23 protein-coding genes are annotated in these 24,457 nt (G+C 71.7%); 7 read left to right on the top strand and 16 right to left on the bottom strand.

Annotated elements, in window-relative coordinates:
- The first annotated feature begins 14 nt into the window (after window positions 1–14).
- Window positions 15–785, top strand: coding sequence for an IclR family transcriptional regulator (locus VO99_RS14830; RefSeq protein WP_046113670.1), 771 nt, complete (start codon window positions 15–17; stop codon window positions 783–785).
- On the opposite strand, the gene VO99_RS14825 is transcribed toward VO99_RS14830, so the two are convergent.
- Both VO99_RS14825 and VO99_RS14820 read right to left on the bottom strand, forming a co-directional pair.
- Complete coding sequence (locus VO99_RS14825) at window positions 757–1,656, bottom strand: HpcH/HpaI aldolase/citrate lyase family protein (protein WP_046113669.1); 900 nt, start codon at window positions 1,654–1,656, stop codon at window positions 757–759. The two genes, VO99_RS14830 and VO99_RS14825, sit on opposite strands and share 29 nt — an antisense overlap.
- Window positions 1,653–2,636 (bottom strand): tripartite tricarboxylate transporter substrate binding protein, encoded by a 984-nt coding sequence (locus tag VO99_RS14820; RefSeq protein WP_046113668.1) that lies wholly within the window; start codon window positions 2,634–2,636, stop codon window positions 1,653–1,655. Before VO99_RS14820 ends, VO99_RS14825 begins: the two co-directional genes overlap by 4 nt.
- 418 nt (window positions 2,637–3,054) lie before the next feature.
- On the opposite strand from VO99_RS14820, the gene VO99_RS14815 reads away from it, so the two are divergent.
- Window positions 3,055–3,273 carry a hypothetical protein gene (locus VO99_RS14815; protein WP_046113667.1) on the top strand — a complete coding sequence of 73 codons (219 nt, stop codon included), beginning with the start codon at window positions 3,055–3,057 and terminating at the stop codon, window positions 3,271–3,273.
- On the opposite strand, the gene VO99_RS28850 is transcribed toward VO99_RS14815, so the two are convergent.
- Window positions 3,270–5,285 carry an ATP-binding protein gene (locus tag VO99_RS28850; RefSeq protein WP_198156951.1) on the bottom strand — a complete coding sequence of 672 codons (2,016 nt, stop codon included), beginning with the start codon at window positions 5,283–5,285 and terminating at the stop codon, window positions 3,270–3,272. The genes VO99_RS14815 and VO99_RS28850 overlap by 4 nt on opposite strands.
- A 190-nt stretch (window positions 5,286–5,475) precedes the next feature.
- On the opposite strand from VO99_RS28850, the gene VO99_RS14805 reads away from it, so the two are divergent.
- Window positions 5,476–7,950, top strand: a complete 2,475-nt coding sequence (locus VO99_RS14805) for a penicillin acylase family protein (protein WP_052736345.1) — start codon at window positions 5,476–5,478, stop codon at window positions 7,948–7,950.
- A gap of 16 nt (window positions 7,951–7,966) precedes the next feature.
- Here VO99_RS14805 and VO99_RS14800 read toward each other — a convergent pair whose 3' ends face one another.
- Window positions 7,967–9,523 carry an amidase gene (locus VO99_RS14800; RefSeq protein WP_046113666.1) on the bottom strand — a complete coding sequence of 519 codons (1,557 nt, stop codon included), beginning with the start codon at window positions 9,521–9,523 and terminating at the stop codon, window positions 7,967–7,969.
- 15 nt (window positions 9,524–9,538) lie between these two features.
- Complete coding sequence (locus tag VO99_RS14795) at window positions 9,539–10,555, bottom strand: Bug family tripartite tricarboxylate transporter substrate binding protein (RefSeq protein ID WP_046113665.1); 1,017 nt, start codon at window positions 10,553–10,555, stop codon at window positions 9,539–9,541.
- Between the two features lie 119 nt (window positions 10,556–10,674).
- Between VO99_RS14795 and VO99_RS14790 the strand changes: the two genes are divergently transcribed.
- On the top strand, window positions 10,675–11,664 hold the full coding sequence (locus VO99_RS14790; RefSeq protein ID WP_083440610.1) for a LysR family transcriptional regulator: 990 nt from the start codon (window positions 10,675–10,677) through the stop codon (window positions 11,662–11,664).
- A gap of 159 nt (window positions 11,665–11,823) precedes the next feature.
- Entirely contained in the window at window positions 11,824–13,062 is a 1,239-nt protein-coding gene (locus tag VO99_RS14785; RefSeq protein WP_046113664.1) for an NAD(P)/FAD-dependent oxidoreductase, read from the top strand.
- Between the two features lie 10 nt (window positions 13,063–13,072).
- Here VO99_RS14785 and arsH read toward each other — a convergent pair whose 3' ends face one another.
- The 10 genes from arsH to VO99_RS14735 all read right to left on the bottom strand — a co-directional run bounded on the left by arsH (window position 13,073) and on the right by VO99_RS14735 (window position 21,989).
- A complete protein-coding gene (gene arsH / locus VO99_RS14780) occupies window positions 13,073–13,789 on the bottom strand; it encodes an arsenical resistance protein ArsH (protein WP_046113663.1) in 717 nt (238 codons plus the stop codon).
- A complete protein-coding gene (gene arsB, locus VO99_RS14775) occupies window positions 13,786–14,865 on the bottom strand; it encodes an ACR3 family arsenite efflux transporter (protein ID WP_046113662.1) in 1,080 nt (359 codons plus the stop codon). Before arsB ends, arsH begins: the two co-directional genes overlap by 4 nt.
- A gap of 1 nt (window position 14,866) precedes the next feature.
- Window positions 14,867–15,355 (bottom strand): arsenate reductase ArsC, encoded by a 489-nt coding sequence (locus tag VO99_RS14770; RefSeq protein WP_046113661.1) that lies wholly within the window; start codon window positions 15,353–15,355, stop codon window positions 14,867–14,869.
- A 23-nt stretch (window positions 15,356–15,378) separates the two neighbouring features.
- Complete coding sequence (locus tag VO99_RS14765; RefSeq protein ID WP_157039587.1) at window positions 15,379–15,876, bottom strand: arsenate reductase ArsC; 498 nt, start codon at window positions 15,874–15,876, stop codon at window positions 15,379–15,381.
- A gap of 38 nt (window positions 15,877–15,914) precedes the next feature.
- A complete protein-coding gene (locus VO99_RS14760) occupies window positions 15,915–17,000 on the bottom strand; it encodes an ArsO family NAD(P)H-dependent flavin-containing monooxygenase (protein ID WP_046113660.1) in 1,086 nt (361 codons plus the stop codon).
- 33 nt (window positions 17,001–17,033) lie between these two features.
- On the bottom strand, window positions 17,034–18,185 hold the full coding sequence (locus VO99_RS14755; protein ID WP_046113659.1) for a CaiB/BaiF CoA transferase family protein: 1,152 nt from the start codon (window positions 18,183–18,185) through the stop codon (window positions 17,034–17,036).
- Between the two features lie 17 nt (window positions 18,186–18,202).
- Window positions 18,203–19,171, bottom strand: coding sequence for a Bug family tripartite tricarboxylate transporter substrate binding protein (locus VO99_RS14750; protein WP_046113658.1), 969 nt, complete (start codon window positions 19,169–19,171; stop codon window positions 18,203–18,205).
- Window positions 19,171–20,160, bottom strand: coding sequence for a Bug family tripartite tricarboxylate transporter substrate binding protein (locus VO99_RS14745; RefSeq protein WP_046113657.1), 990 nt, complete (start codon window positions 20,158–20,160; stop codon window positions 19,171–19,173). Before VO99_RS14745 ends, VO99_RS14750 begins: the two co-directional genes overlap by 1 nt.
- Before the next feature lie 34 nt (window positions 20,161–20,194).
- On the bottom strand, window positions 20,195–21,004 hold the full coding sequence (locus tag VO99_RS14740) for a citryl-CoA lyase (protein WP_046113656.1): 810 nt from the start codon (window positions 21,002–21,004) through the stop codon (window positions 20,195–20,197).
- An 82-nt stretch (window positions 21,005–21,086) separates the two neighbouring features.
- Window positions 21,087–21,989, bottom strand: coding sequence for a LysR substrate-binding domain-containing protein (locus tag VO99_RS14735; RefSeq protein WP_046113655.1), 903 nt, complete (start codon window positions 21,987–21,989; stop codon window positions 21,087–21,089).
- A 112-nt stretch (window positions 21,990–22,101) separates the two neighbouring features.
- Here VO99_RS14735 and VO99_RS14730 point away from each other — a divergent pair, with 112 nt between their 5' ends.
- Window positions 22,102–22,998, top strand: coding sequence for an intradiol ring-cleavage dioxygenase (locus tag VO99_RS14730; protein WP_046113654.1), 897 nt, complete (start codon window positions 22,102–22,104; stop codon window positions 22,996–22,998).
- Window positions 22,995–23,564, top strand: a complete 570-nt coding sequence (locus tag VO99_RS14725) for an NADPH-dependent FMN reductase (protein ID WP_046113653.1) — start codon at window positions 22,995–22,997, stop codon at window positions 23,562–23,564. The genes VO99_RS14730 and VO99_RS14725 overlap by 4 nt, the downstream gene beginning before the upstream one ends.
- On the opposite strand, the gene VO99_RS14720 is transcribed toward VO99_RS14725, so the two are convergent.
- On the bottom strand, window positions 23,561–24,424 hold the full coding sequence (locus VO99_RS14720) for a hypothetical protein (RefSeq protein WP_046113652.1): 864 nt from the start codon (window positions 24,422–24,424) through the stop codon (window positions 23,561–23,563). The two genes, VO99_RS14725 and VO99_RS14720, sit on opposite strands and share 4 nt — an antisense overlap.
- Window positions 24,425–24,457 lie beyond the last annotated feature (33 nt).

The following is a 24,457-nucleotide window of genomic DNA, read 5'->3' as shown; positions in this document are numbered from 1 at the left end:
CACACGAGGAGCCCATGCCTGCCGAACCCCTGACCGAGAAGGAAGCCGCCGAACCCGGCGTGGCCGCCGTCAACCGTGCGCTGACCATCCTGCAGGCCTTCGAGCACAGCGTGGACGGCATGACGCTGACCGACCTGATGAAGGCCACCGGCCTGTACCACAGCACCATCCTGCGGCTGTGCGAATCGCTGGAGCATTACCGCTACCTCAAGCGGCTGGACGACGGCCGCTACATGCTGGGCTCCACGCCGTTCTACCTGGGCATGATCTACCAGGCGCAGTTCCGGCTGCAGGACTACGTGCTGCCGGTGCTGCGCGAGCTGACCAAGGCCACGCACGAGACCTCGGCGCTGTACGTGCGCGACGGCGATGCACGGGTGTGCCTGCACCGCGTGGAGCTGCCGCGCCGGGTGCGCATGAACGTGCCGGAAGGCGACCGGGTGGAGCTGCAGCGCGGCGCGGCCGGCAAGGTGCTGCTGGCCTTTGCCGACGAGCCCGGCAAGGCCTACGACGACATCCGGGCGGCACGCCATGCGGTCTCGCAGGCCGAGCGCGATTCGGAAAGCGCGGCCATCGCCTGCCCGGTGTTCGCCGGCCGGCAGCAGCTGGTGGGTGCGCTCTCGCTGGGCATCCCGCTGTACCGCTTCAACAAGTCGAAGTACGCCGAATGCCTGCCGCTGGTGATGGCCGCGGGCCGCCGGCTCACCTCCGACCTGGGTGGCGACCCGGCCTTCTTCGATGCACCCGCCGTGCCGCTCAAGGGGCTGAAGGTGCCGGCCGGCTGAGCCACTGCGCCTGGCGCGCCAGCAGCCGCTGCGCGCGCTCCACGATGGGCCTGTCGACCATGCGCCCGTCCAGCCGGAAGGCGCCCTGGCCCTGGGCCGCCCGCCGCTCGTTCTCGGCGACCACGCGACGCGCCCAGTCCAGCGCCTCGGGCTGCGCGCCGTACTCCTCGTTGACGATGGCCACCTGCCGCGGATGGATGCAGGTGGCGACCTCGAAGCCGAAGCGCCGTGAACGCCTCACCATCGCGCGGAAGCCCTCCTCGTCGTCGAGCGAGGCCACGCTGCCGATGAAGCCCATGGGCAGCACGCCGGCCGCGCGCGCGGCCAGCACCATCTGCTGTTTCGGCGCCAGCAGGGTGTCGTCGCCGGCCTCCATGCCGGCGTCCAGCGCGAAGTCCTCGCTGCCCAGGGCCAGGGCCACCACCCGTGGCGAGGCCTCGGCCAGCTCGCGCATGGCGAGGAAGGCCGACACCGTCTCCACCAGCAGCACGAAGCCCACCTGCCCGGCGGGCAGGCCTTCACGCGCCTCGCATTCGGTCACCAGTTCGTCGAACAGCCGCACATGCGAAGCGCCGTCCACCTTGGTGATGGTCAGCGCCTTGAGCTGCGGGCACACCGCGGCCTCGATGTCGCGCACGGCCAGCGACAGCGGCCGGTTGATGCGCACCAGCACGTCGGCTCCGGCCTGCGCCACGGTGGCGGCCGCCTGGCGCAGGCCGTCGCGCGCGGCGGCCTTCTCGGCCGGTGGCACGCTGTCCTCCAGGTCCAGCTGCACCGCGTCGGCCCCGCGGCGGTGGGCGCTGGCGATGAAGCGCGGCGCATGCGCCGGCACGTACAGCACCGAACGCCAGGCAGGCAGGACGCGGCTCATTCGGCGGTGATGTTGCGGTCCTTGGCCAGCTTGCTCCACTTGCCCACCTCGGTGGCCACGAAGCTGGCGAACTGGTCGGCGGTCATGGTGCCGGCCTCGGTGCTCTCGCGGGCATACAGCTCGCGCAGCTCGTCGGTCTGGCCGGCGGCGCGGATCTCCGCATTGAGCTTGTCCACCAGGGCCTTGGGCGTCTTGGCGGGCGCGAAAACGCCCCACCAGGCTTCCACCGCATACCCTGGCAGCGATTCGGCCACGGTAGGCAGGTCGGGCGCGAACTTCGAGCGCTGGGCCGAGGTGACCGCGATCGGCCGGATGGACCCGGCCTTCAGCGGACCGTTCACCGAAGCGGCGGTGGTGACCATCATCTCGACGTTGCCGCCGATCATGTCGGACACCGCATTGGAGATGCCCTTGTACGGCACATGCTGCACCTGGGTGCCGGCCATCGCGTTCAGCAGCTCCGAGCCCATCTGACCCACCGAGCCGATGCCCGCGGAGCCATAGTTCATGCGGCCCTTGCTGTCCTTGGCGGCGGCCAGCAGCTGCGCCGTGGTCTTGAACGGCGTCTGGCTGCTGACCACCAGCAGCATGGGCCCGCGCGAGACCAGCGCCACCGGCGCGAAGGACTTCAGCGGGTCGTACGGCAGCTTGGGCTGCACCGCGGCATTGGTGCTGAAGCTCACCGACGTGAGCAGCAGCGTGCCGCCGTCGGGCTCGGCCCGCGCCACCATGTCGCTGCCGATGGAGCCGCCCGCGCCGGGCTTGTTGTCCACCACCACGGTGACGTTGAACTTGCTGGCGATGCGCTGGCCGATGGCCCGGGCGAACAGGTCGTTGCTGCCGCCGGCGCTGAAGGGCACGACGATCCTGACCGTCTTCGGCAGCTCGCCCTGCGCGGCCGCCGGCCCCGCCGCGAGCCAGGCCAGGCCTGCGGCCACCAGGGCGCCACGCGCCATCACGTTCCAGGACCACCGCTGCATGACGTCTCCTTGACTGACCGGCCCACAGAAATAGACATGATGTCTGTTCCTGGTCAAAGTATAGGGGCCGGTGCCCTGGCAGGGCTACCAAGGGCAAACGCCTACCCGCCGGACGGCAGGGTGAACCTGGCGTGGTCAGGTCACAGCCAGGCCCAAACGCGGCGCAGCCAGGCGGGCGGATGGAAGCGGTGCGGGCGGGGGCTGTAGAGCTGGCGGTAGGCGGCAGTGGTCATGCGTATCTCCTTGCGGACCACTGTATAGGCATACAGCACTCGCTGCAAGAGCGCTTTTGCGCGGCCGCGCCAGCCCCCGGATCGGTGGCCCCCGTGAACAAGTTGGCGGGGGCCCCGGCGGCGTGAATCCTTCCTAGCATCGATGCATCGCCCGGATGCTTGCCCGGGCTCCCGGAAAGGCCGCCATGCAACACCCCGAACCCGCCCTGCCCGCCCCGCCCTCGCCCAGCCCCGCCGCACTGCGGGCGGCACTGGCCACGTCGGAGGCGCTGCTGCAGATGAGCTCCCAGCTCGAGCTGCTGGCCATGGCGCTGGACGAGCTGGCGCACGAGAGCCAGCCAGCGCTGCGCCAGCAGGTGGCCGCCGTCACCGCGGCCGCCATCGACAAGGCGCGCGGGCGCTAGGCGGCCGGGCGCTGGCGCGCGACCTGCTGCACGAAGTGCTCCAGCGCGTCCGGGTCGAAGGGCTTGGTGAAGTGCGCGTCGAAGCCCGCCGCCGCGGTGCGTTCGCGGTCCTGCGGCGCGCCCCAGCCGGTCACCGCCACGATGGTGGTGTGCGCCAGCCCCGCCTCCTGGCGCAGGCGGCGCGCCACCTCGTAGCCGTCCATGCCGGGCAGCCCGATGTCCAGCAGCACCAGCCAGGGGGCGGCCTGGCGCGCCAGGGCGAGGGCCTGCGGCCCGTCGGCGGCCGCACGCACCGCATGGCCGAACTCCTCCAGCAGCGCCACCAGCAGCTCGCGGCCGTCCTCGTTGTCCTCCACCACCAGGATGTGGCCGGCATCGCCGGCCTGCGTGGCCTCGGCACCGGCCTCGGGGCCAGGCGACGCCCCCTGCGCGCCCGGCGCCAGCGGCAGGTGCACGATGAAGCGGCTGCCATGGCCCAGGCCCTTGCTGTGCACCCGCACCTGGCCGCCATGCAGGTCCACCAGGCTCTTGACCAGCGACAGCCCGATGCCCAGCCCGCCCTGTGCCCGGCCGGCGGTGTGCGGCAGCTGGGTGAAGAGGTCGAACAGCCGTTCCTGGTCTTCCGGCGGAATGCCCACGCCGCTGTCGGCCACCTCGATGACGGCCTGGTCCTGCGAAACCGCGCCGGCGAGCTGGATCTGGCCGGCGTCGGGCGTGTACTTGATGGCGTTGTGCAGCAGGTTGGCCACCACCTGCACCATGCGGGTGGCATCGGCCTCCACCAGCACGTCCGGCGCGGGCAGTGACAGCGTCAGCCGGTGGCCGGCGGCCTGCAGCTGCGGCGCCACGGTCTCGGCGGCCTGCTCCAGCACCGCGGCCAGCGCGATGCGGGTGCGCTGCAGATGGATCAGGCCGCGGTTGATGCGCGAGACCTCCAGCAGGTCGTCCACCAGCCGCGTGAGATGGGCCGACTGCCGGTCCACCACGTCCAGCGCCTGTTGCTGGCGCAGGGCATCGCCGCCGCGGCGCAGCAGCGCCAGCGCATAGCGGATGGGCGCCAGCGGATTGCGCAGCTCATGGGCCAGCGTGGCCAGGAACTCGTCCTTGCGGCGGTCCTGCTCGCGCAGCTTGGCGCTGTCGCGCACCCGCTCGATGTGGGTCCAGCAGCGCTCCACCACCTCGGCCACCAGCGCGATGTCGTCGTCCGTCCAGTGGCGCGGCGTGGACTGGTGCACCGCCATCATCGCCACCAGCCGCTGGCCCTTGACCAGGCCGGCGCAGATGATGGCCTGGATGCCAATGGCATTGAACATGCGGCCGCCGGCCTCGTCGCCCAGCTCCGCATCCACGTCGTGCACCACCAGGTGCTGGCCGCGGCGCAGGTTGAAGGTGGCCTGCGGGCCGAAGCGCTCCAGCTCGTACACGCCGGCGCTGCTGTCCACGCCGGCGGCCGACCAGTCGTTGCGGATGGTGAAGCGGTTGCCGTCAGGTTCCACGTCGGCATAGGCGCAGCGGGTGGCGCGCAGGTGCTCGCCCAGCAGCCGGGCCACGGTGGACATCACGGTCTCGGGGTCGCTGAGGTGGCGGGTGGCCTCGCCCAGCTCGTCCAGGAAAGACAACCGCTCCTCGATGGCATGGCGCTTGGCGTCGGCCTGCAGGCTGTGGGTGATGTCGTTGCACACGCCGGCCCAGGCGGTGATGCGGCCGCCCTCGAACAGCGGACCGGCCAGGCAGGCCACATGGCGGTAGCTGCCGTCATGGCGGCGCAGGCGGTAACGGCCCTCGTACGGCGCGCCGGCCTGCACCGCCGCGCGCCAGCGCTCCGCGGCCTCGGCGCGGTCGTCGGGGTGCAACGCCTGCAGCCAGCCGTCGCCGGCGTACTGCTCGCGGGTCTGGCCGGTGAAGCGGGCCCATCCCGGGTTGTCACCCTCCAGCAGGCCTTGCGCCGAGGTCTTCCAGACGATGAAGCTGTCCACCAGTGCCACCGGCGGAGGAATTGGAATTGCGGTCATGAACGGAACCCTGCGAAGGGAGACGCGGCCCTGGCCGCGGGGCATTGTGGTCCAGCGCCGCGGCCCTTGCAGGCCGCGCAGCCGCTGCGGCCTGGCCTGCTGACAAGCCTGGTTACGCACCATTTCAGGGATTACTAGCAGGCCCTGGCGGTGACCCGCTCCTAAGCTCAGGGCACCAACAGGAGGCGCTATGGCGGCACGAACGAACCTGAGGTGGGGCATCTGGCCGCTGGCCGCGGCCCTGTGGCTGGGCGCCTGCGGCGGCAGCGACGACGACGATGACGGCGGCCCTGGCATCGAGGTGCCCGGCGTGCAGCAGCCGGTGGAGATCGTGCGCGACAGGAACGGCGTTTCCCACATCTACGCCGCCAACGAGCGCGACCTGTTCTTCGCGCAGGGCTACAACGCCGCGCGCGACCGGCTGTGGCAGCTGGACCAGTGGCGCCGCCGCGGCGAAGGCAAGATGGCCGAGCAGTTCGGCCCCCGCTTCCTGGAGCATGACCGCGCGGCGCGGCTGTTCCTGTTCCGCGGCAACCTGGACGAGGAATTCGCCAGTTACCACCCGCGGGCGCGGGAGATCCTCACCGCCTTCTCCGAAGGCATCAATGCCTACATCGACGAGGCCAAGGCCAGCGCCGACAAGCTGCCCATCGAGTTCCGGCTGACGGGCACCGAGCCGGGCTACTGGTCGCCCACCTCGTCGCTGATCCGCATCTACGGCATCACCCGCAACGTGGGCAGCGAGATCTCGCTGGCCCGGCGCATCTCGGCCGTGGGCCTGGCCACCACCCAGGCGCTGACGGTGACCGAGCCGCCCACCGCCATCCAGGTGCCCGAAGACATCGATGTGGCCAGCTTCAACAACAGCATGCTGGCGCCCTACAGCCTGGCCCGCAACGGCCTGGCCTTCGAGGCCGGCGACTTTCCCAGGAGCCCGCTGGCGCTGAGCCAGCGCGAGGCCCTGGCCAAGGCGCTGTCCGGCGCGCGGGCGGGCGCCGCGGCACCCACGGAGGAACAGCTGGCCGTGCTGCGCTCCGAGAGCAACAACTGGACGGTGCACGGGTCGCGCACCGCCAGCGGCAAGCCCATCCTGGCGGGCGATCCGCACCGGGCGATCGAGATGCCCTCGCTGCGCTACATGGTGCACCTGCATGCGCCGGGCTGGAACGTGATCGGTGCCGGCGAGCCGGCGCTGCCGGGCGTGTCGATGGGCCACAACGAACGCATCGCCTTCGGCCTGACCATCTTCGCCTTCGGCGACGAGGAAGACCTGTACGTCTACGACATCAACCCCGCCAACCCGCTGCAGTACCGCTACAACGGCGCCTGGGAAACCATGCGGGTGGTGAAGGAGCCGGTGACGGTGCGCGGCCAGCCCGGCACCACCGAGACCGAGTTGCGCTTCACCCGCCACGGCCCGGTGGTGCATGAGGACACCGCCCGCGGCAAGGCCTATGCGGTGCGCGCGGCCTACCTGGAATTTCCCGGCACCGCCGCCTACCTGGCCAGCCTGCGGCTGAACCAGGCCACCAACTGGACCGAGTTCACCGAAGGCATGGCCCGCCACTTCACGCCGGGCGAGAACATGGTGTACGCCGACGTGGACGGCAACATCGGCTGGTTCGGCGGTGCGCTGGCGCCGATCCGCCCGCGGCAGGACTGGTCCGGCATGCTGCCGGTGCCCGGCGACGGCCGCTATGAATGGGCGGGCTACCTGCCCGGCTCCTTGCTGCCCAGGGTGCTGAATCCGCCGCAGGGCTTCTATGCCACCGCCAACGAGTTCAACGTGCCGGCCGACTATGCCTACCGCAGCATGTCGGCCACCGCCTGGGCCGAGCCCTACCGCTTCCAGCGCGCCAGCGAGGTGCTGGCCGCCAGCAGCGGTCACACGGTGGCCGACTCGGCGCGGCTGCAGATCGACGAGCTGTCCATTCCCGCGCGCACGCTGGGGCCGCTGCTCACCGGCCTGGGTTCCACCGACCCGGAGCTGAACGAGGCGCTGCTGCTGCTGCGCGGCTGGAACCATGTGGTCAGCACCGATTCGGTGGCCGCCACCATCCATGAGCTGTGGATGCCGCGGCTGGTGGCGCAGGTGTCGCAGCGCATGGTGCCGGCGGCCGGGCGCGCGCTCTTCGGCAGCCTGTCGCGCCCGGTGGTGCTGGCCAAGCTGGCGGCCCCCGATGCGGTGTTCGGTGCCGATCCGGTGGCCGGCCGCGATGCCCTGCTGCTCGACACGCTGAAGGCCACGCTGGAAGAGCTGAAGACGCTGCGCGGCTGGGACAAGTCCGCCTGGCAGTGGGGCCAGCTGCACCACATCCAGTTCGAGCATGAGCTGACGCCCTTCCTCACCGAGGCGCAGGCCGCGCCGCTGCAGACGCCGCGCTTCCCGGTGGGCGGCGACAACGACACGCTGCACCGTGCCTCCTACCGCACGTCGGACTTCCGCGTGACCAGCGGCGCGTCGTACCGGCAGGTGATCGACCTGGCCGACTGGGACAACTCGCTGGCCATCAACGTGCCGGGGCAGTCGGCCGACCCTGCCAGCCCGTACTACAAGAACCTGATCGAGGCCTGGGCCAAGGGCGAGTACTTCCCGATGGCCTTCAGCCGCGCCAAGGTGGACAGCCTGCGGGCCGACAGCCTGACGCTGCGGCCGGCGCGCTGAGCCGCCAGGGCTGCGCTCACACCACCGACAGCCCGCCGTCCGGCGGGGCGGCGGGACGGCTGCCGGGTGCGTCGGGCGGCGCGGTGACGATGGACGTGAGGCTGGGCGACACCGGGCCCAGCCGGCCGGCATCCGGGCGCGGGCGGCGCAGCACGGGGCTGCCGGCGAAGGCCTGCTCCATCGCCAGCGCAGCCCCCAGCAGCGCGCGGTCGCCACGGAAGCGGCCCACCACCTGCAGGCCGAAGGGCATGCCACGCTCGTCCACGCCACAGGGCAGGCTCAGCGCGGGGTGGGTGGCCAGCGTGACCACATAGGTCAGTGCCAGCCAGCGGTAGTAGGTGTCCTGCGGTCGACCGTCGATCTCGGCCGCATGCGGCTGCGTCCAGGGGAAGGGCGACACCGGCGTGGTGGGCGCCAGCAGCAGGTCGTGGTCCTCGAACACCTGCTGGAAGCGCTGGATGATGCGGGTGTGCTCGGCCTGCGCCCAGGCCGCGTCCAGCAGGCTCATGCGCGCGCCCATCTCGTAGTTGGCGCGCGGCGCGGGGCCCAGGCTGTCGGGGTTGCGCTCGTACAGCGCATGCATGCCGGCCACGAAGGCCTCGGCGCGCAGCACGTCGAAGCAGCGGTGCACCTCGCCCAGCTCGAAGCCCACCTTGTTGCAGGCCGCGAAGTGGTGGCGCATGGCGTCCACCTTGGCGCGCATCGCGCGGCGCACCAGCGGATCGACGTCGCAGGTGCCGAAGTCCTCCGTCCAGGCCACGCGCAGGCGCGAGAGGTCGGGCATCGGCGGCTGCAGGAAGTCCATCGGCTGCAGCGGATGGCTCAGCGGGTCGCCGGCATGCGGGCCGGCGCTGGCGGCCAGTTGCAGGCAGGCATCGGCCACGGTGCGGCCCATGGGGCCCACCACCGAGATGGGCGACCAGCCCAGGCTCTTGCGCACGCTGGGCACCACGCCGGGGGAAGGCCGCAGGCCCACCACGCCGCACTTGGCCGCCGGGATGCGCAAAGAACCGCCGGTGTCGGAGCCGGTGCACAGCGGCAGCAGGTCCAGCGCCAGCGCCGCGGCCGAGCCACCGGAGGAGCCGCCCGCGTTCAGCCGCGGATCGAACGGATTGCCGGTGGCGCCCCACACCGGGTTGCGCGTGTTGGCACCGGCGCCCAGCTCGGGCACGTTGGTCTTGCCGGCCACCACCGCGCCGGCGCGGCGCAGCCGGGCCACCAGCTCCACGTCGGCCGTGGGCACATGGTTGCGCAGGCTGGGCGTGCCCTGGGTGGTGAGCAGGCCTTCGGTGGCCTCCAGGTCCTTCACGCCCAGCGGCAGGCCGTGCAGCAGGCCCAGCGCGCGGCCTTGCATCACCGCCTGCTCGGCCTCGCGGGCCTCCCGGCGCGCCCGCTCGAAGCAGGTGGCGGTGACGGCATTGACAAACGGGTTCAGCCGCTCGATGCGCTGGATGCAGGCTTCCAGCAGTTCCACCGGCGACAGCGCGCGGGTGCCGATCAGGCGGCGCAGCTCCACCGCGGGCAGGGCGACCAGCGCATCGGCATCGCGCGGGGTGGAAGGAGATGGGTTCATGCTCACGGGCCGGGCTCAGTCGGGCTGGATGTTGGCGCGGCGGGCCACGGCGCGCATCAGCGGCAGTTCCTTGTCGATCTGCGCCACTGATTCGGCTGCACCGGCAAAGCGCGGCTCCGCGCCCTGGGCCAGCAGCGCCTCGCGGGCCTGCGGCGTGGCCAGGATCTCGGCCAGCGTGCGTTCCAGCGTGGCCCGCACCGGTGCCGGCGTGCCCTTGGGCGCCACCAGCATGATCCAGGTGTCGGCGTCCACCTCGGGGTAGCCGGCCTCGGCGAAGGTGGGCACGTCCGGCAGCTGCGAGGCGCGGCGGGCGGTGGTCACCGCGATCGCCTTCACCTTGCCCGCCTTGAGCTGCGGCAGCGCCGCGGTCACCGTGTCCACCGAGAACGGCACCTGGCCGCCGATCAGGTCGGTCATGGCCGGTGCACTGCCCTTGTAGGGCACATGCAGCAGCTTGGCGCCCACCGCATGCAGCACGATCTCCGCGGTGAACTGGGAGGTGGTGCCGCTGCCGAAGGAGGCATAGGCGTACTGCTCGGGCCGCGCCTTGATGGCCTGCACGAAGCCCTTCACGTCGTTCACCGGCACCGACTTGTTGGCCAGCAGGATGAGCGGGATGCGCGCCACGATGCCCAGCGGGTCGAAGCTCTTGACCGGGTCGTAGGGCAGGTTGGGCCGCAGCGCCGGGTTCACGGTGAAGGTGGAGCCGGAGCTGATGAGCAGGGTGTAGCCATCGGCCGGTGCCTTGGCCACCAGGCTCGCGCCCAGGATGGTGCCGGCTCCGGCGCGGTTGTCGATCACCACCGGCTGGCCCAGCCGCTCGCCCAGGTGCTTGCCGATCAGCCGGCCCACCACGTCGGCACTGCCGCCCGGCGGAAACGGCACCACCAGCGTGATGGGCCGCTGCGGCCAGGCGCCGGCGGCCTGGGCCCGCGCCGGCAGCACGGCCAGGGCCAGCAGGCCGGCCAGCGCGCCGCACAGCACCCACGCGATGAGGCGGCGCGGGCCGGCGGCAAGGGAGGGGTGGGTCATGGGGTGGCTCCGGCAGTGGGGTGTGTGGGTCCATCGTAGGAAGCGAAGGGGGCTGCAGCAATCGCGATGGTGCGAATCGAGCGTTGCCGCAAACGCAACGCTGGGCTAGGCTCTCCGCCATGCCCCGCATCCCGCCGCCGCCTGCCGCTGCCACGCCGCCGCGCCCCCGGCGCGCCGCGGCGCGGCAGCGGTCGCTCAATCCGCGGGTGCTGCAGGAAGTGGCGCTGCAGCACTTCCTCGAGGTGGCGCACGCCGGCTCCATCACGCAGGCCGCGGCGCGGCTGGGCGTGGCGCCTTCGGCCGTCAGCCGCCAGGTGGCGCGGCTGGAGCGGGAGCTGGACACGCTGCTGTTCGAGCGCCGAGCCCGCGGCGTGGTGCTCAATTCGGCCGGCGAGATGCTCGCCGCGCATGCCCGCCGCGCCTGGCTGGACATCGAGCGCGTGGCCGAGGACATCCTGGCCCTGCGCGGCCTGCGCAAGGACCAGGTGCGCGTGGCCGCCACCGAGGGCTTCGCCTACGAGTTCCTGCCCAGCCTGGTGGCGCAGTACCAGTCGCGCAATCCGCATGTGAGCTTCCTGCTGCAGATGTGCGTGCAGGCCGAGGTGGTGCGCCGCGTGCGCGAGGGCGAGGCGGACATCGGCGTCACCGTCAACCTCACGTCGGAACGCGACCTGAACGTGGAGCTGCGGCATCCCTCGCCGGTGCTGGCGGTGGTGGCCGCGGGCCATCCGCTGGCGGGGCGGCGGCAGGTGTCGCTGGCGCAAGTGGTGGCCTATCCGCTGGCCATGCCCTCGGCCTCCTCCACGCTGCGGCGGCTGCTGGACGTGGGCTTCAGCCGCCAGGGCCTGGCCTACGACACCCGCTTCAGCAGCGACCACCTGTTTCCGCTGGTGGCCTACGTGGCCGAGACGCAGGCCGTCACCTTCTGCGGCGAGCTGGCATTGCGCCAGCACCTGCGGCACGGCTCGGTGGTGGCGGTGCCATTGCGCGACCGCGAGATGACCGAGCGCCACTTCGAGGTGCAGACGCTGGCCGGCCGCCACCTGCCCGACAGTGCACGCGCCTTCATCGACCACCTGCGCCAGCAGCTGGAGCAGGCCCGCGGCTGAAGCCACCAGCCTTGCGGCCAGCGCAACGCAGCTTTCAAGCCCGGCGGGGCGCGAACCGGTGCCGCTGCGCGGAATAATCCGCCGCATGACCTGCCCGACGTACCGCATGCCGGCGCGCCTGCGCCTCCCTCCGCTGGCGCCGCACGCCATGCCGCAGCCATGACAAGCCACATCCTGGTGCTGGGCGCCGGCATGGTGGGCAGCTGCACCGCGCTGCACCTGGCGCTGCGCGGCCATGCGGTCACGCTGGTGGACCGCCGCGAGCCCGGCCGCGAAACGTCCTACGGAAATGCCGGCATCATCCAGCGCGAAGCGGTGGAGCCCTATGCCTTCCCGCGGCAGGTTGGCAAGCTGCTGCGCGTGGCGCTGAAGCAGGGCGCCGACGTGAACTACCACCTGGCCGCCCTGCCCCGCCTGGCCGCGCCGCTGGCGCGCTACTGGGCGGCCTCGCAGCCGCAGCGGCATGCCCGCATCGCGCGCGACCATGCGGCGCTCATCGCCCACGCCACCACCGAGCACCAGCAGCTCATCACGCTGGCGGATGCCGGGGCGCTGGTGCGCCGGCAGGGCTACCGCTGGGTGTTCCGCAGCCCGGCGGCGCTGGACGCGGCCAGCGCACAGGCTTGCCGGCTGGCCGAGGCGCATGGCCTGCGCATCGAGCTGCTGGATGCCGCCGGCATGGCCCGCGCCGAGCCGGCGCTGCGCCGGCCGGTGGCTGGCGGCGTGCACTGGCTCGACCCATGGACCGTGGCCGATCCCGGCGAGCTGGTGGCGCGCTATGCGCAGGCGCTGGTGCAGCACGGCGGCCGGTTGCTGCGCGGCGATGCCACCAGCCTGGCTGCCGCCGGCAGCGGCTGGAAGGTGCGCACCGACGAAGGCGAGGTGCAGGCCGGGCAGGCCGTCATCGCCCTGGGCCCCTGGTCGGATGCGTTGCTGCAGCGGCTGGGCTACCGCTACCCGCTGTTCGTCAAGCGCGGCTACCACCGGCACTACCGCAGCGCCACGCCGCCGCAGGTGTCGCTGTACGACCTGGAGGCCGGCCTGGTGATGGGGCCGATGCGCCAGGGCGTGCGGGTGACCACCGGCGCCGAGTTCGCGGCACTCGATGCCGCGCCGACGCCGGTGCAGATGCAGCGCGCCGAAGCGCTGGCGCGGGAGCTGGTGGACCTGGGCCCGCCGGCCGAACCCGAGCCCTGGATGGGTGCCCGCCCCTGCACCGCCGACATGCTGCCGCTGATCGGCGCGGCGCCGCGCCACCGCGGCCTGTGGCTCAACCTGGGCCATGCACACCAGGGCTTCACGCTCGGGCCGGTGAGCGGCCGGCTGCTGGCCGAGCTGGTGGACGGCCGCACGCCGGTGGTCGACCCCGCGCCCTACGCGCCCACGCGCTTCGGCTGACAGCGCGGCTTCAGATGGCCGGCTGGTTCACCCGGCGCGACAGCTGCTCGGCCGACTCTTTTCGCTCGCTGTAGCGGTCCACCAGGTAAGGCGCCACGTCGCGTGTGAGCAGCGTGAACTTCACCAGTTCCTCCATCACGTCCACCACGCGGTCGTAGTAGGCGGAGGGCTTCATGCGGCCGTCCTCGGTGAACTCGTTGAAGGCCTTGGCCACCGACGACTGGTTGGGGATGGTGATCATGCGCATCCAGCGGCCCAGCACCCGCATCTGGTTCACCGCATTGAAGGACTGCGAGCCGCCCGACACCTCCATCACCGCCAGCGTCTTGCCCTGGGTGGGCCGCACCGCGCCCACGGCCAGCGGGATCCAGTCGATCTGCGACTTCATGATGCCGGTCATCGCGCCATGGCGTTCGGGCGAGGTCCACACCATGCCTTCGCTCCACGCGGCCAGCGTGCGCAGCTCCACCACCTTGGGATGGCTGTCGGGCGCGCCGTCGGGCAGCGGCAGGCCGGCCGGGTCGAAGATGCGCACCTCCGCCCCCAGCGCCTGCAGCAGCCGCGCCGCCTCGAAGGTGAGCAGCCGGCTGTAGGAGCGCTCGCGCAGCGAGCCGTACAGCATCAGGATGCGCGGCGCATGGGTGGAAGGTGCGGGCCGCAGCGCCTCGGCGCTGGGCGGGTGGAAGAGCGTGGCGTCCAGCGCGGGCAGGTCGGTGCTGAGGTTCATGCGGCCCGATTCTCGTACCAGCCCTGGCTGCGGTTGACCACCGCCACCACCGCCAGCATCACCGGCACCTCGATCAGCACGCCCACCACGGTGGCCAGCGCGGCCCCGGACTGGAAGCCGAACAGGCTGATGGCCGCGGCCACCGCCAGCTCGAAGAAATTGCTGGCGCCGATGAGGGCCGAAGGTCCGGCCACGCAATGCGCCACGCCCAGCCGGCGGTTCAGCCAGTAGGCCAGGCCGGAATTGAGCACCACCTGGATCAGGATGGGCACCGCCAGCAGCGCGATGACCAGCGGCTGCCGCAGGATGGCCTCGCCCTGGAAGGCGAACAGCAGCACCAGCGTGAGCAGCAGCGCCGCGATGGACCACGGCCCCAGCCGCGAGGCCACCGCCGAGAAGTGCGCCGTGCCCCGGCGCAGCAGCGCACGCCGCCACACCTGCGCGATGACCACCGGCACCACGATGTACAGGCCCACGGAGGTGAGCAGCGTGTCCCACGGCACGGTGATGGACGACAGCCCCAGCAGCAGCGCCACGATGGGCGCGAAGGCCACCACCATGATGGCGTCGTTGAGCGCCACCTGCGACAGGGTGAAGTACGGATCGCCCTTGCACAGCTGGCTCCACACGAACACCATCGCCGTGCACGGCGCGGCCGCCAGCAGGATGAGGCCGGCCACGTAGCTGTCCAGCTGGTCGGCCGGCAGCCAGGGCGCGAACACCTGGCGGATGAAGATCCAGCCCAGCAGCGCCATCGAGAACGGCTTGACCGCCCAGTTGATGAACAGCGTGACGCCGATGCCGCGCACATGCGACTTCACCTGGCCCAATGCGCCGAAATCGATCTTCAGCAGCATCGGGATGATCATCACCCAGATGAGCACGCCCACCGGCAGGTTGACCTGCGACACCTCCATCGCGGCCACGGCGCGGAAGAAGCCGGGCAGCCACTGGCCCAGCGCGATGCCGGCCACGATGCACAGGGCCACCCACACCGTGAGGTAGCGCTCGAAGAAGCCGATGGCCGGCTGCGTGGCTGGCGTGCCCAGCGTGCGTTGGAGCGGGGAAGTGCTCATGTCAGGCCACCGCGATGCGGTCCAGCGCCTGCTGCAGCTCGGCGTCGCCCATCGTCTCCAGCGGCAGCGCCAGCAGCTGCAGCATGCGGTAGCCGATGGCCTGGCGCGTCAGCTCGAAGGCCTGCGGCCTGTCGGCCTCGGGCGCGTTGGACGGATCGGGGTAGCCCCAGTGCGCCTTCACCGGGCTGCCCGGCCACCAGGGGCAGGTCTCGGCGGCGGCGCTGTCGCACACGGTGATGACGATGCGCATGTTCGGCGCCTCGGGCCCGGTGAACTCGTCCCAGCTCTTGGAGCGGTGGCCGCGGGTGTCCACGCCCGCGGCGGCCAGGGCCTGCGTGGCATGCGGGTTGATGCGGCCGCTGGGGGCGCTGCCGGCGCTGTAGGCCCGCACGTCGCGGCCCAGACGTTGTGCCCAGTGGTTGAGCATGCCTTCGCTCAGCACGCTGCGTGCGGAGTTGTGGGTGCAGAGGATGAGGACGTTGGTGGTCATGGGGTGGGGCGCCGCGCGGAGATTCAGGCCTTGCCGATGGCGTCGATGTCCTGCTGGATGGCCAGCCGCTGCAGGCTTTCCAGCGGCAGGGCCATCATCAGCTCGATGCGGCGCTTCAGGGTGACGGCGGCGTCCATGAACACCCGGGCCGTCTCCTCCTCGCTGCCCTGGAACTGCGCCGGATCGGGCATGCCCCAGTGCGCCGTCATCGGCTGGCCGGGCCACACCGGGCAGGCTTCGCCGGCCGCGCTGTCGCACACGGTGAACACGAAGTCCAGCCGCGGCGCATCGGCCGACGCGAACTCGCCCCAGCTCTTGCTGCGGTAGCCGGTATCGGCAATGCCCAGTGCGCGCAGCGTGGCCAGCGCCTGCGGATGCACCGTGCCGCGCGGGCTGCTGCCCGCCGAATGCGCCACGAAGCGGCCGCCGCCCAGGTGGTTCATCAGGCCTTCGGCCAGGATGGAGCGGGCGGAATTGCCGGTGCACACGAACAGCACCTGCCAGGTCTTGGGATTCATGATGATCTCCACACTTCCAGTTTTCTCGAAATGTGGACGGATCATAGCGCGAGGAAGCCCTCCACTTCCTGCGCGGTGCTGCGGGCGGTGCGCATCACGCCGATCAGCGTGGCCGAGGCCATGCCGGTCCATTCGCCATAGCCCACCAGCCACAGCCGCGGCTGCAGGCTGCTGCGGGTGCCCTGCACCGCCACGCGGGCCTGTGCATCCACCACGCCCAGCGGCTGCAGGTGGCGCAGCGCCGGCCGGAAGCCGGTGCACCAGACCACCGCGTCGAAGTCCTGCTGCACGCCATCCGGCCAGCGCACGCCGGTGGCGGTGAAGCGCTCGAACATCGGCCGCGCCACCAGCACGCCGCGTGCGCGCGCTTCCCGCACCGAGGCCACCATCACGATGTCGCCCAGCCCGCCGGGCGGGTCGTCGGGCACCAGCCCCTGCTGCAGCGCGCGCCAGCGTTGCGTGGCCCGCTCGAACAGCACCCGGCCGTCCACTTCGTCGGGCAGGAAGCGCGGCGGCGCCGCGGTGCACCACACGGCCTGCGCGGCCTGCGACAGCTCGGCCAGGATCTGCGCGCCGGAATTGCCGCCGCCCACCACCAGCACCCGCTGGCCGGCCAGGCCGTCGGGGCCGGCATAGTCGGCCGAATGCAGCTGCCGCCCCCGGTACAGCGCCTGGCCCGGGTACTGCGGCCGGTATGGCTCGCGCCAGGTGCCGGTGGCGCTCACCACCGCGCGGGCGCGCCAGCCGTGCCGGCTGCCGTCGGCAGCCTCGGCCTGCAGCTGCAGGTGGCTGCCCTCGTCGGTCACGGCCCGCACCTGCCAGGGCCGCCGCACCGGCAGGGCGTAACGCGCCTCGTAGCGGGCCAGGTAGTCGATCACCTCGTCGCGCTGCGGCTCGGCCTGTGCAGTGGCCGGCATCATCCAGCCGGCCAGCGAGCTGGACGAGGCCGGCGAGAACAGCCGCAGCGAAGGCCAGGCATGCCGCCAGGCGCCGCCGGGAGCGGGCTCCGCATCCAGGATGCAGAAGGAACGCCGGGTGCGCCGCAGGAAGTAGCCCACCGACAGGCCGGCCTGCCCGCCGCCGATCACGGCGACGTCCACCTCCGTCGATGCTGCTGTGCTGTCCACCGGCCACCTCCTTCGCGAGGAGGCCGATGGTAGTCAGCCGCGCTGGCGCAGCCGTTCGCGGATGGGGCCCAGCACCTCCTCGTCGTGCTGGCCCAGCAGCGGCGGCGCGGTGACCTCCAGCGACCGCTGGCCGTCGAAGCTGACCGGCGAGCGCACGGTGCGCCAGGTGCCGGTGACCGGGTGCGGCGTGTCGATGGCCAGCTGCAGGTGGCGCGCCTGCGGGTCTTCCAGCGCCTCGCTGGTGTCGTACATCGGCGCATGCGGCACGTCGCGCGCCTGCAGCCGGTCGCACCAGTCGGCGCGGGTGCGGGTCTTGAAGCGTTCGCCCAGCAGCTCGATCAGCTGCTCCTGGTGGGCGATGCGGCCTTCACGCGTGGCAAAGCGCTCGTCCTTGAAGATCTCCGGCCGCTCGATGGCATCGGCCAGGCCCTGCCAGAACTTCTCGGGCGACGACATGTGCAGCGCCAGCCACTTGCCGTCGGCACAGGCCAGCACATAGGACTGGGACACGCTGGGCCGGCTGAAGGGGCCCATCACCTCGCCCTCGGCGAAGTAGTGGGTGAAGGCATCGAGGTTGAAGTGGCACATCGCCTCCAGCATCGACACCTCCACCCGCCGGCCGACGCCGGTGCGGCCGCGTTCGATCAGCGCGCCCATCACGCCATAGGCGGCATAGAAGCCGGTCATCGCGTCGGCCAATGCCGGACCCACCACCCGCGGATTGGCCGGGTTGATCAGCAGGTTGAGGTAGCCGCTGGCGGCCTGGGCCACGGTGTCGTAGGCCGGGCGGCCGGCGGCCGGGCCGTCCTGCCCGAAGCCGCTGATGGCGCAGTACACCAGCCGCGGATTGAGCTCGTGCAGCCGCTGCCAGCCCGCGCCCAGGCGCTCGGCCGCACCGGGGCGGAAGTTCTGGATGTAGACGTCGGCCTCGCGCACCAGCTCGTCGAAGGCAGCGGCGTCCTCCGGCAGCTTGGTGTTGAGCGTGATGCTCTGCTTGTTGCGGTTGTAGGTCTGGAAGTGCGGGCTGTACAGGCCGCCGCGGAAGGCCCGGAACGGGTCGCCGCTGCCGGGCTGCTCGATCTTGATCACCCGCGCGCCCAGGTCGGCCAGCAGCATGCCGGCGGCCGGGCCGGTGATGAAGGTGCCTTGCTCCAGCACGGTGATGCCTTCGAGAACCTTGAACATTGCTTGTCGCCCTTCCTTCAGTCCACCTGCGCGCCGGAGCGCTTGACCAGCTCGGCCCATTTCGTGATCTCGCTGCCGGTGAAGCGCGCCAGCGCCTCGCCTTGCATCGGCTTCAGTTCCACGCCCTGCGCGGCCAGCCTGGTGCGCACCTCGGGCTGGGCCAGCGCCGCATCCGCCGCGGTGCGCAGCCGCTCCAACGTGGCCGGCGGCAGGCCGGCGGGTGCATACACCATGAACCAGGCGACCAGGTCCACGCCCGGCAGGCCCTGCTCGGCCAGCGTGGGCACGTCGGGCGCCTGGGCGCTGCGGGCCGCGCTGGTCAGGCCCAGCACCCGCAGCTTGCCGCTGCGCACGTGCTGCATCACCGCGGTGGGGTGGTAGAACATGAAGTCCACGTTGCCGGCCATCAGGTCGGTGAGCGCCTGCGAGCCGTCCTTGTAGGGCACGTGGATCATGCGGCCGCCCAGCTCGTTCATCAGCTCGCCGGCCAGGTGGCCGGAGGTGCCGTTGCCGGCCGAGGCGAAGGTGGCGCCCTCGGCCCGGCGCGACAGCGCGGCCAGGTCGCGCGGCACCTTGGCCGGCGAGGCGGCCGGCACCACCAGCATCAGCGGCGTGTAGCCGGCAAAGGCCACCGGCACGAACTGCTGGCGCGGGTCATAGCGCAGGTTGCGGAACAGCGTCGCGTTGATCGCATGGGTGCCCACCGTGCCCATCACCAGCGTGCTGCCATCGGGCTGGGCGCGGGCCACCTGCTCGGTGGCGGTGGTGCCGCCGGCGCCGGGCCGGTTGTCGACCAGCACCTGCTGGCGCAGCGTGCCGGCCAGGGCGTTGCCGAACACGCGGGCCACGATGTCGGTGCTGGTGCCGGCGGCGAACGGCACCACCAGCTTGACGGGCGCGGCGCCGTCCTGGGCGGCGGCCGGCAGGCCGCCGCCCAGCGTGGCGGCCAGCACCGCCGCCTGCAGCAGGAGGTTGCGGCGGTCCATCAGTCCACCCGGATGTTCTTGGCCTTGACGATGCGGCTGTAGATGCCCGCATCGCGCTTGACCCACTGCGCCATCTCGGCCCGGTCCAGCGACAACGGCTCGCAGTTCAGCTCCTTGATGCGGCGCTGCACGTCGGCATCCAGGCTGGCGGCATGCAGCACGCCGTAAAGCTTGTCCATCACCGGCGCCGGCGTGGCCGCGGGCGCCCAGATGCCGTGCCACGACATCATCGACAGGCCCGGCGCCGTCTCGGCGAAGGTGGGCACCTGCGGCATGGCCGGATGGCGCTGCGTGTCGGAGTACGCCAGCGCCTTCACCTTGCCGCTGCTGATGAGCGGATAGGCCGTGGCCATCGGCTCCAGCACCATGTCGATCTGGCCGCCGATCAGCTCGTTGATCGGCGTGGCGCGGTAGGGCACGTGCAGCATCTGCACCTTGGTCTCGTCCTTCAGCCACTCCATGATGAGGTGCGACGGGCTGCCCGCGCCGTAGGAGGCGTGCGAGAGCTGGTCGGGCCTGGCCTTGGCCTGGGCCAGCACCTCCTTCAGCGTGCCGGCTTCCATCTTGGGGCTGGCGATCAGCACCAGGCCCTGGCGCATGGTGGGCGCCACCGGCACCAGGTCCTTCTCGGCATCGAAGGGCAGCTTGCCGTAGATGAACGGGTTGATGGTGAAGGCGGTGGAGACGTTGTAGAGCACCGTGTAGCCATCGGCCGGCGACTTGGCCACCGCATCGGTGGCGAGGTTGCCGGCCGAGCCGGGCTTGTTGTCCACGATCACCGGCACGCCCAGCTTGCGCGAGGCGTATTCGCCGTAGATGCGGGCGAACACGTCGGGCGGCGTGCCGGCGGCAAAGCCGACCACGATCTTCAGCGGGCGGTTGGGAAAGTCGGCGCCTGTCTGCGCAACGGCCTGCGGGGCCAGGCCGGCCAGGCCCGAGGCGGCCAGGCCGAGGGCGGACGCGATGACGCGCCGGCGGGTACTGCTCATGGTGTTGTCTCCGGTCGTTATGGGTGTGGTCGATCTATGCCGCGGCGCGCGCGGGGGGCGGCGGGCCGTCGTACTGCAGCTCGCGCGTGGCCTGGTACGAGAGGGCGAAGCCGATGGAGCGCTCCAGCTCCTCGTTCAGGTGGGCGATCAGGCCCGCGGTGCGCGCCAGGATGGGCACGCCCTTGAGCGCTGGCAGCGGGAAGCCGATCCCCAGCAGCACCGCCGGAATGGCCGCCGACACGTTGAGCTTGAGCGCCTTGCCCACCGCCTGCGGCAGCACCCGTTCCACGCTCTCGGCAATGTGCACGAAGCGCAGGCCGGCGCCGGCCTCCTTCGCCACGCGGAACAGCGCATCCACCCGCGGGTCACGCGCCTTGTGCAGCGGATGGCCATAGCCGGGAATCTGCCTGCCGGCCTGGCGGTACTCCGTCACCACCGCCAGCGCCACTTCGTCCAGCGCCGCATCCTCCGCACCCGCGGCGCGCTGGTCGATCTCGTGGAACAGCCGGCCGGCGGTTTCCGATGCGCCCAGGATCACCGAGCCGCAGCCCAGGATGCCCGCGGCCACCGCGCCCTGCAGCGCATCGGGCGCGGCCGCCAGCGTCATGCGGCTGGCCTGCACGCTGGGCACCAGGCCATGCTCGGCAATGGCCACCAGCGTGGCGTCCAGCACCGCGGTGGCGGCCGGCGTGGGGCGCCGGCCGGTGACCAGCAGGTGGAAGTAGTCGGTGAAGCCCACCTTGCCGATCAGCTCGCTGCACAGGTCCATGCCGCGCACGGTGATGCTGTGTTCGTCGGAGGTGCAGATGGCGGTGCGCGGCAGTGTCTCCTTGCCGATCTTCATGTCGTTCCTTTCACGTCGGATGGAGGCGGACGTTAAGGATTGACTGCGCAGGCAGGAAGTGAAGAATTTCGATGCGGTTGATCTACGGCATCGATGGCTGCAGGCTGCGGCCCAAGGCCGCCTTGCGGATCTCGCGCGCGAAGCTCTTCACCGCCGCGCTCTGGCGCACCTCCCGCTTCCACAGCAGGCCGGGCGTGCGCATCGGCGTGGGGCTTTCCAGCGGCACGGTGCGGATGTCGGCCCGCGCCGGCACGGCGTGGCGCGAGACGATGGCCGCCAGCCCGGTGCGCGCCACCAGGTCGATCATCGGCGCGATGGTGTTCATCTCGGCGGCCACCAGCGGCTCGGCGCCGCAGCTGGCCAGGCAGGCATCCAGCATCACGCGGGTGGTGAACACCCGCGGCAGCATCACCAGCGGCTGCTTGTGCAGCTCCACCATGCGCACGCGGCGGCGGCCGGCCAGCGCATGGGCGGCGCCCACCACCAGCACCATCTCCTCGTTGTAGAGCGGCTCGAACCACAGCAGGCCGGCGTCGGTGGGCTGGTAGGCGATGCCGACGTCCAGCGTGCCTTCCAGGAGCCGCTGCGCGATGGCATCGGCCGACAGCTCGTCCACGCTGATCTTCACCGTGGGATGGCGGGCCAGGAAGGCGGCCAGGCATTCCGGCACGAAGCCCAGGTTGAAGGTGTGCGTGGCGCCGATGCGCACCTCGCCCGACAGCGCGCCGGCCGAGCGCTTGAGCTCGCCCAGGCCCTGGTCCACCTCGCGCAGCGCCTTGGAGGCATAGCCGAGGAAGGTCTCGCCCGCCTCCGTCAGCAGCACGCGGCGTCCGATGCGGTCGAACAGCTCGTGGCCCAGCTCGTCCTCCAGCTGCTTGATCTGGTGCGACAGCGTGGACTGGGTGACGTGCACCCGCTCGGCGGCACGGGTGAAGTTCAGGCACTCGGCCAGCGCGGTGAAGTAGCGCAGGTGTCGCAGTTCCATGGCGGGCGCCCGTCGGGCAATCGATGCGGTGAATGCAATTTATCGAAAAACTTCACTTCTGCGCGGGGAGGTCAATGGATATGGTGCGTCCCACAACTCCAGGAGACATGCCATGGCCGACGCATCCGATGCCGTCCACAGCCTGACCGACGAGGTGCTGGGCCGCCTGGCCGGCTGCACCGATGCCCGCTTCAAGCAGTTGATGACCGCACTGGTGACCCATCTGCACGACTTCGCGCGCGAGGTGGACCTGACGGGCGAGGAATGGATGCAGGCCATCCAGTTCCTCACCGCCGCCGGCCAGCAGTGCACCGACAAGCGGCAGGAATTCATCCTGCTGTCGGACACGCTGGGCCTGTCGATGCTGGTGGTGGCGCTGGCGCAGGCCCGCGCCAGCGGCGGCGCCCAGGGCGCCACGCCGGCCACGGAGGCCACGGTGCAGGGCCCCTACTACTGGGAGGGTGCGCCCGACCGGCCGCTGGGCTTCGACATCGGCGAAGGCGTGCCCGGCGAGCCCGCGCTGTACACCGGCCGCGTGACCGACACCGACGGCCGGCCGCTGGCCGGCGCGCTGCTGGACGTATGGTCCGGCGACGGCGAAGGCAACTACGACATGCAGATGGCCGACAACACCGAGATGCGCGCACGCGGCCGCTTCCGCACCGACGACCAGGGCCGCTTCTGGTTCTGGTCGATCCGGCCGAGCTACTACCCGATCCCGATGGACGGCCCGGTGGGCCGCATGATCGAGCGCATGGGCCGCGACCCCAACCGGCCGGGCCACATCCACATGATGGTGTCGGCCGAAGGCCATGTGCCGGTGACCACCCACCTCTTCGTGGCCGACAGCCCCTACATCGACACCGACGTGGTGTTTGGCGTGCGTGACAGCCTGATCGTGCCCTTCGAGCAGCATGAGCCCGGCACCGCGGTGGACGGCCGGCCGATGCGCAAACCGTACTGGTCGGCGCACTACGACTTCCGGCTGGCACCGGGGCCGTCCGCATGAAGCCGGTGCTGCAGACCATCGTGTGCAGCACCCGGCCGGGCCGCGTGGGCAGCGCGGTGGGCCGCTGGGCGCACGGCGTGGCCCAGGCGCACGGCGGCTTCGATGCGCAGCTGCTGGAGCTGGCCGACTTCGGCCTGCCGGTGTTCGACGAGCCGGAGCATCCGCGCACCGGCCGCTACCAGCATGAGCACACCCGGCGCTGGAGCCGCAGCGTGGCCGCGGCCGATGCCTTCGTGTTCGTGATGCCCGAGTACAACTACGCGCCGCCCTCGGCCTGGCTGAATGCGATGACCTTCCTGGTCAACGAGTGGCAGTACAAGCCGGCCGGCTTCGTCAGCTACGGCGGCGCCGGTGGCGGCGTGCGCGCGGTGCAGCTGGCGCGGCAGGTGCTCACCACCTTCAAGATGGTGCCGATGCTGGAGGCGGTCGCCTTTCCCGGCATCGCGCAGCAGCTGAAGGACGGCGAGCTGGCCGCGAGTGCCGATGCGGCCACCGCATGCCACGGCATGCTGGCCGAGCTGGAGCGCTGGGCGCGGGTGCTGCCGGAGCTCAGGTTGGCTGCCTAGGAGGCTGCGCCTTCACCCAGCTCCCGGCGCTTGAGCGCCAGGTACTCCTGCAGCGTCAGCTCATGCAACTGCTGCGGATGGCGCTCCAGCGCCGCATGGAAGCCCTGCAGCCGGCGTTCCAGCCGCTGGTCGGGCGGCAGGTCGGCGGTGCGCAGCACGGCTTCCATCGCCAGGAAGTAGCGCATGGTGTTGCGCTCGGCGATGCCCTGGATGCCGCCCACCCGCTGCGGCCGGCCCTGCTCGTCCTGGCCGGTGACGGTGAAGCCCACCTTGTTGCGACCGGCGGTCGACAGGTAGGCGGAGGTGGCCATGCGGGCCATCAGGCCCGGGCGGTAGGCATAGGTGAGCTGCACCACGGTGCGGTCGTCGGGCAGCGGCACGGCCTCGAAGCGCAGCGCATAGTCGGCGGTGCCCACCGGCCCCTGGTCGGCCACCAGCGCCATGGCCAGGCGCTGGCCGTCGGCGGCCTCGGTGCGGTGCTCGAAGGTGATGCGCTCGGCCTGGTCCACGCTGTCGGTATGGCGGCGCGCCACCGCCACCACCAGCTGCCGGCGCGGCGCCTCGCCCTGCACGCTGCAGGCCTTCACGTTGGTCTGCAGCAGCATGAGGGCGCACCAGCCTTCGGGCTGGCCCAGCGTGCGCGCCACGCGCGCGAAAGGCTGCTGCAGCACCGCCAGCACCTCGCCGCTGGGTGCGTCATCGCGGGCGCTGGCCTGCAGCAGCAGCGGCCGGCCGAAGGGGCTGCGTTCCAGCTCGGCGCGCAGCGCCTCGTGGCGCTGTGCCAGCGGCGCTGGCGTGGCCGCGCCGGCCGCGGCCGCCAGGGCCAGCAGGGCGGCGGCTGCAAGACTGCTCGTTCTCATGACGCCAGTCTGCCCAGGCGGTGGGCGCGGGCC

It is taken from the genome of Aquincola tertiaricarbonis, from assembly GCF_000969605.1.
Taxonomy (GTDB): domain Bacteria; phylum Pseudomonadota; class Gammaproteobacteria; order Burkholderiales; family Burkholderiaceae_C; genus Aquincola; species Aquincola tertiaricarbonis.
The sequence above is the reverse complement of the archived record's forward strand: the minus strand, read 5'-3'. Positions and strand labels throughout refer to the sequence as shown.

Excerpts from the sequence above, each read along its gene's own strand:
- VO99_RS14830 (WP_046113670.1), top strand. The coding sequence starts at position 15 with ATGCCTGCCGAACCCCTGACCGAGAAGGAAGCCGCCGAACCCGGCGTG.
- VO99_RS14825 (WP_046113669.1), bottom strand. The coding sequence starts at position 1,656 with ATGAGCCGCGTCCTGCCTGCCTGGCGTTCGGTGCTGTACGTGCCGGCG.
- VO99_RS14820 (WP_046113668.1), bottom strand. The coding sequence starts at position 2,636 with ATGCAGCGGTGGTCCTGGAACGTGATGGCGCGTGGCGCCCTGGTGGCC.
- VO99_RS14815 (WP_046113667.1), top strand. The coding sequence starts at position 3,055 with ATGCAACACCCCGAACCCGCCCTGCCCGCCCCGCCCTCGCCCAGCCCC.
- VO99_RS28850 (WP_198156951.1), bottom strand. The coding sequence starts at position 5,285 with ATGACCGCAATTCCAATTCCTCCGCCGGTGGCACTGGTGGACAGCTTC.
- VO99_RS14805 (WP_052736345.1), top strand. The coding sequence starts at position 5,476 with ATGGCGGCACGAACGAACCTGAGGTGGGGCATCTGGCCGCTGGCCGCG.
- VO99_RS14800 (WP_046113666.1), bottom strand. The coding sequence starts at position 9,523 with ATGAACCCATCTCCTTCCACCCCGCGCGATGCCGATGCGCTGGTCGCC.
- VO99_RS14795 (WP_046113665.1), bottom strand. The coding sequence starts at position 10,555 with ATGACCCACCCCTCCCTTGCCGCCGGCCCGCGCCGCCTCATCGCGTGG.
- VO99_RS14790 (WP_083440610.1), top strand. The coding sequence starts at position 10,675 with ATGCCCCGCATCCCGCCGCCGCCTGCCGCTGCCACGCCGCCGCGCCCC.
- VO99_RS14785 (WP_046113664.1), top strand. The coding sequence starts at position 11,824 with ATGACAAGCCACATCCTGGTGCTGGGCGCCGGCATGGTGGGCAGCTGC.
- arsH (WP_046113663.1), bottom strand. The coding sequence starts at position 13,789 with ATGAACCTCAGCACCGACCTGCCCGCGCTGGACGCCACGCTCTTCCAC.
- arsB (WP_046113662.1), bottom strand. The coding sequence starts at position 14,865 with ATGAGCACTTCCCCGCTCCAACGCACGCTGGGCACGCCAGCCACGCAG.
- VO99_RS14770 (WP_046113661.1), bottom strand. The coding sequence starts at position 15,355 with ATGACCACCAACGTCCTCATCCTCTGCACCCACAACTCCGCACGCAGC.
- VO99_RS14755 (WP_046113659.1), bottom strand. The coding sequence starts at position 18,185 with ATGTTCAAGGTTCTCGAAGGCATCACCGTGCTGGAGCAAGGCACCTTC.
- VO99_RS14750 (WP_046113658.1), bottom strand. The coding sequence starts at position 19,171 with ATGGACCGCCGCAACCTCCTGCTGCAGGCGGCGGTGCTGGCCGCCACG.
- VO99_RS14745 (WP_046113657.1), bottom strand. The coding sequence starts at position 20,160 with ATGAGCAGTACCCGCCGGCGCGTCATCGCGTCCGCCCTCGGCCTGGCC.
- VO99_RS14740 (WP_046113656.1), bottom strand. The coding sequence starts at position 21,004 with ATGAAGATCGGCAAGGAGACACTGCCGCGCACCGCCATCTGCACCTCC.
- VO99_RS14735 (WP_046113655.1), bottom strand. The coding sequence starts at position 21,989 with ATGGAACTGCGACACCTGCGCTACTTCACCGCGCTGGCCGAGTGCCTG.
- VO99_RS14730 (WP_046113654.1), top strand. The coding sequence starts at position 22,102 with ATGGCCGACGCATCCGATGCCGTCCACAGCCTGACCGACGAGGTGCTG.
- VO99_RS14725 (WP_046113653.1), top strand. The coding sequence starts at position 22,995 with ATGAAGCCGGTGCTGCAGACCATCGTGTGCAGCACCCGGCCGGGCCGC.
- VO99_RS14720 (WP_046113652.1), bottom strand. The coding sequence starts at position 24,424 with ATGAGAACGAGCAGTCTTGCAGCCGCCGCCCTGCTGGCCCTGGCGGCC.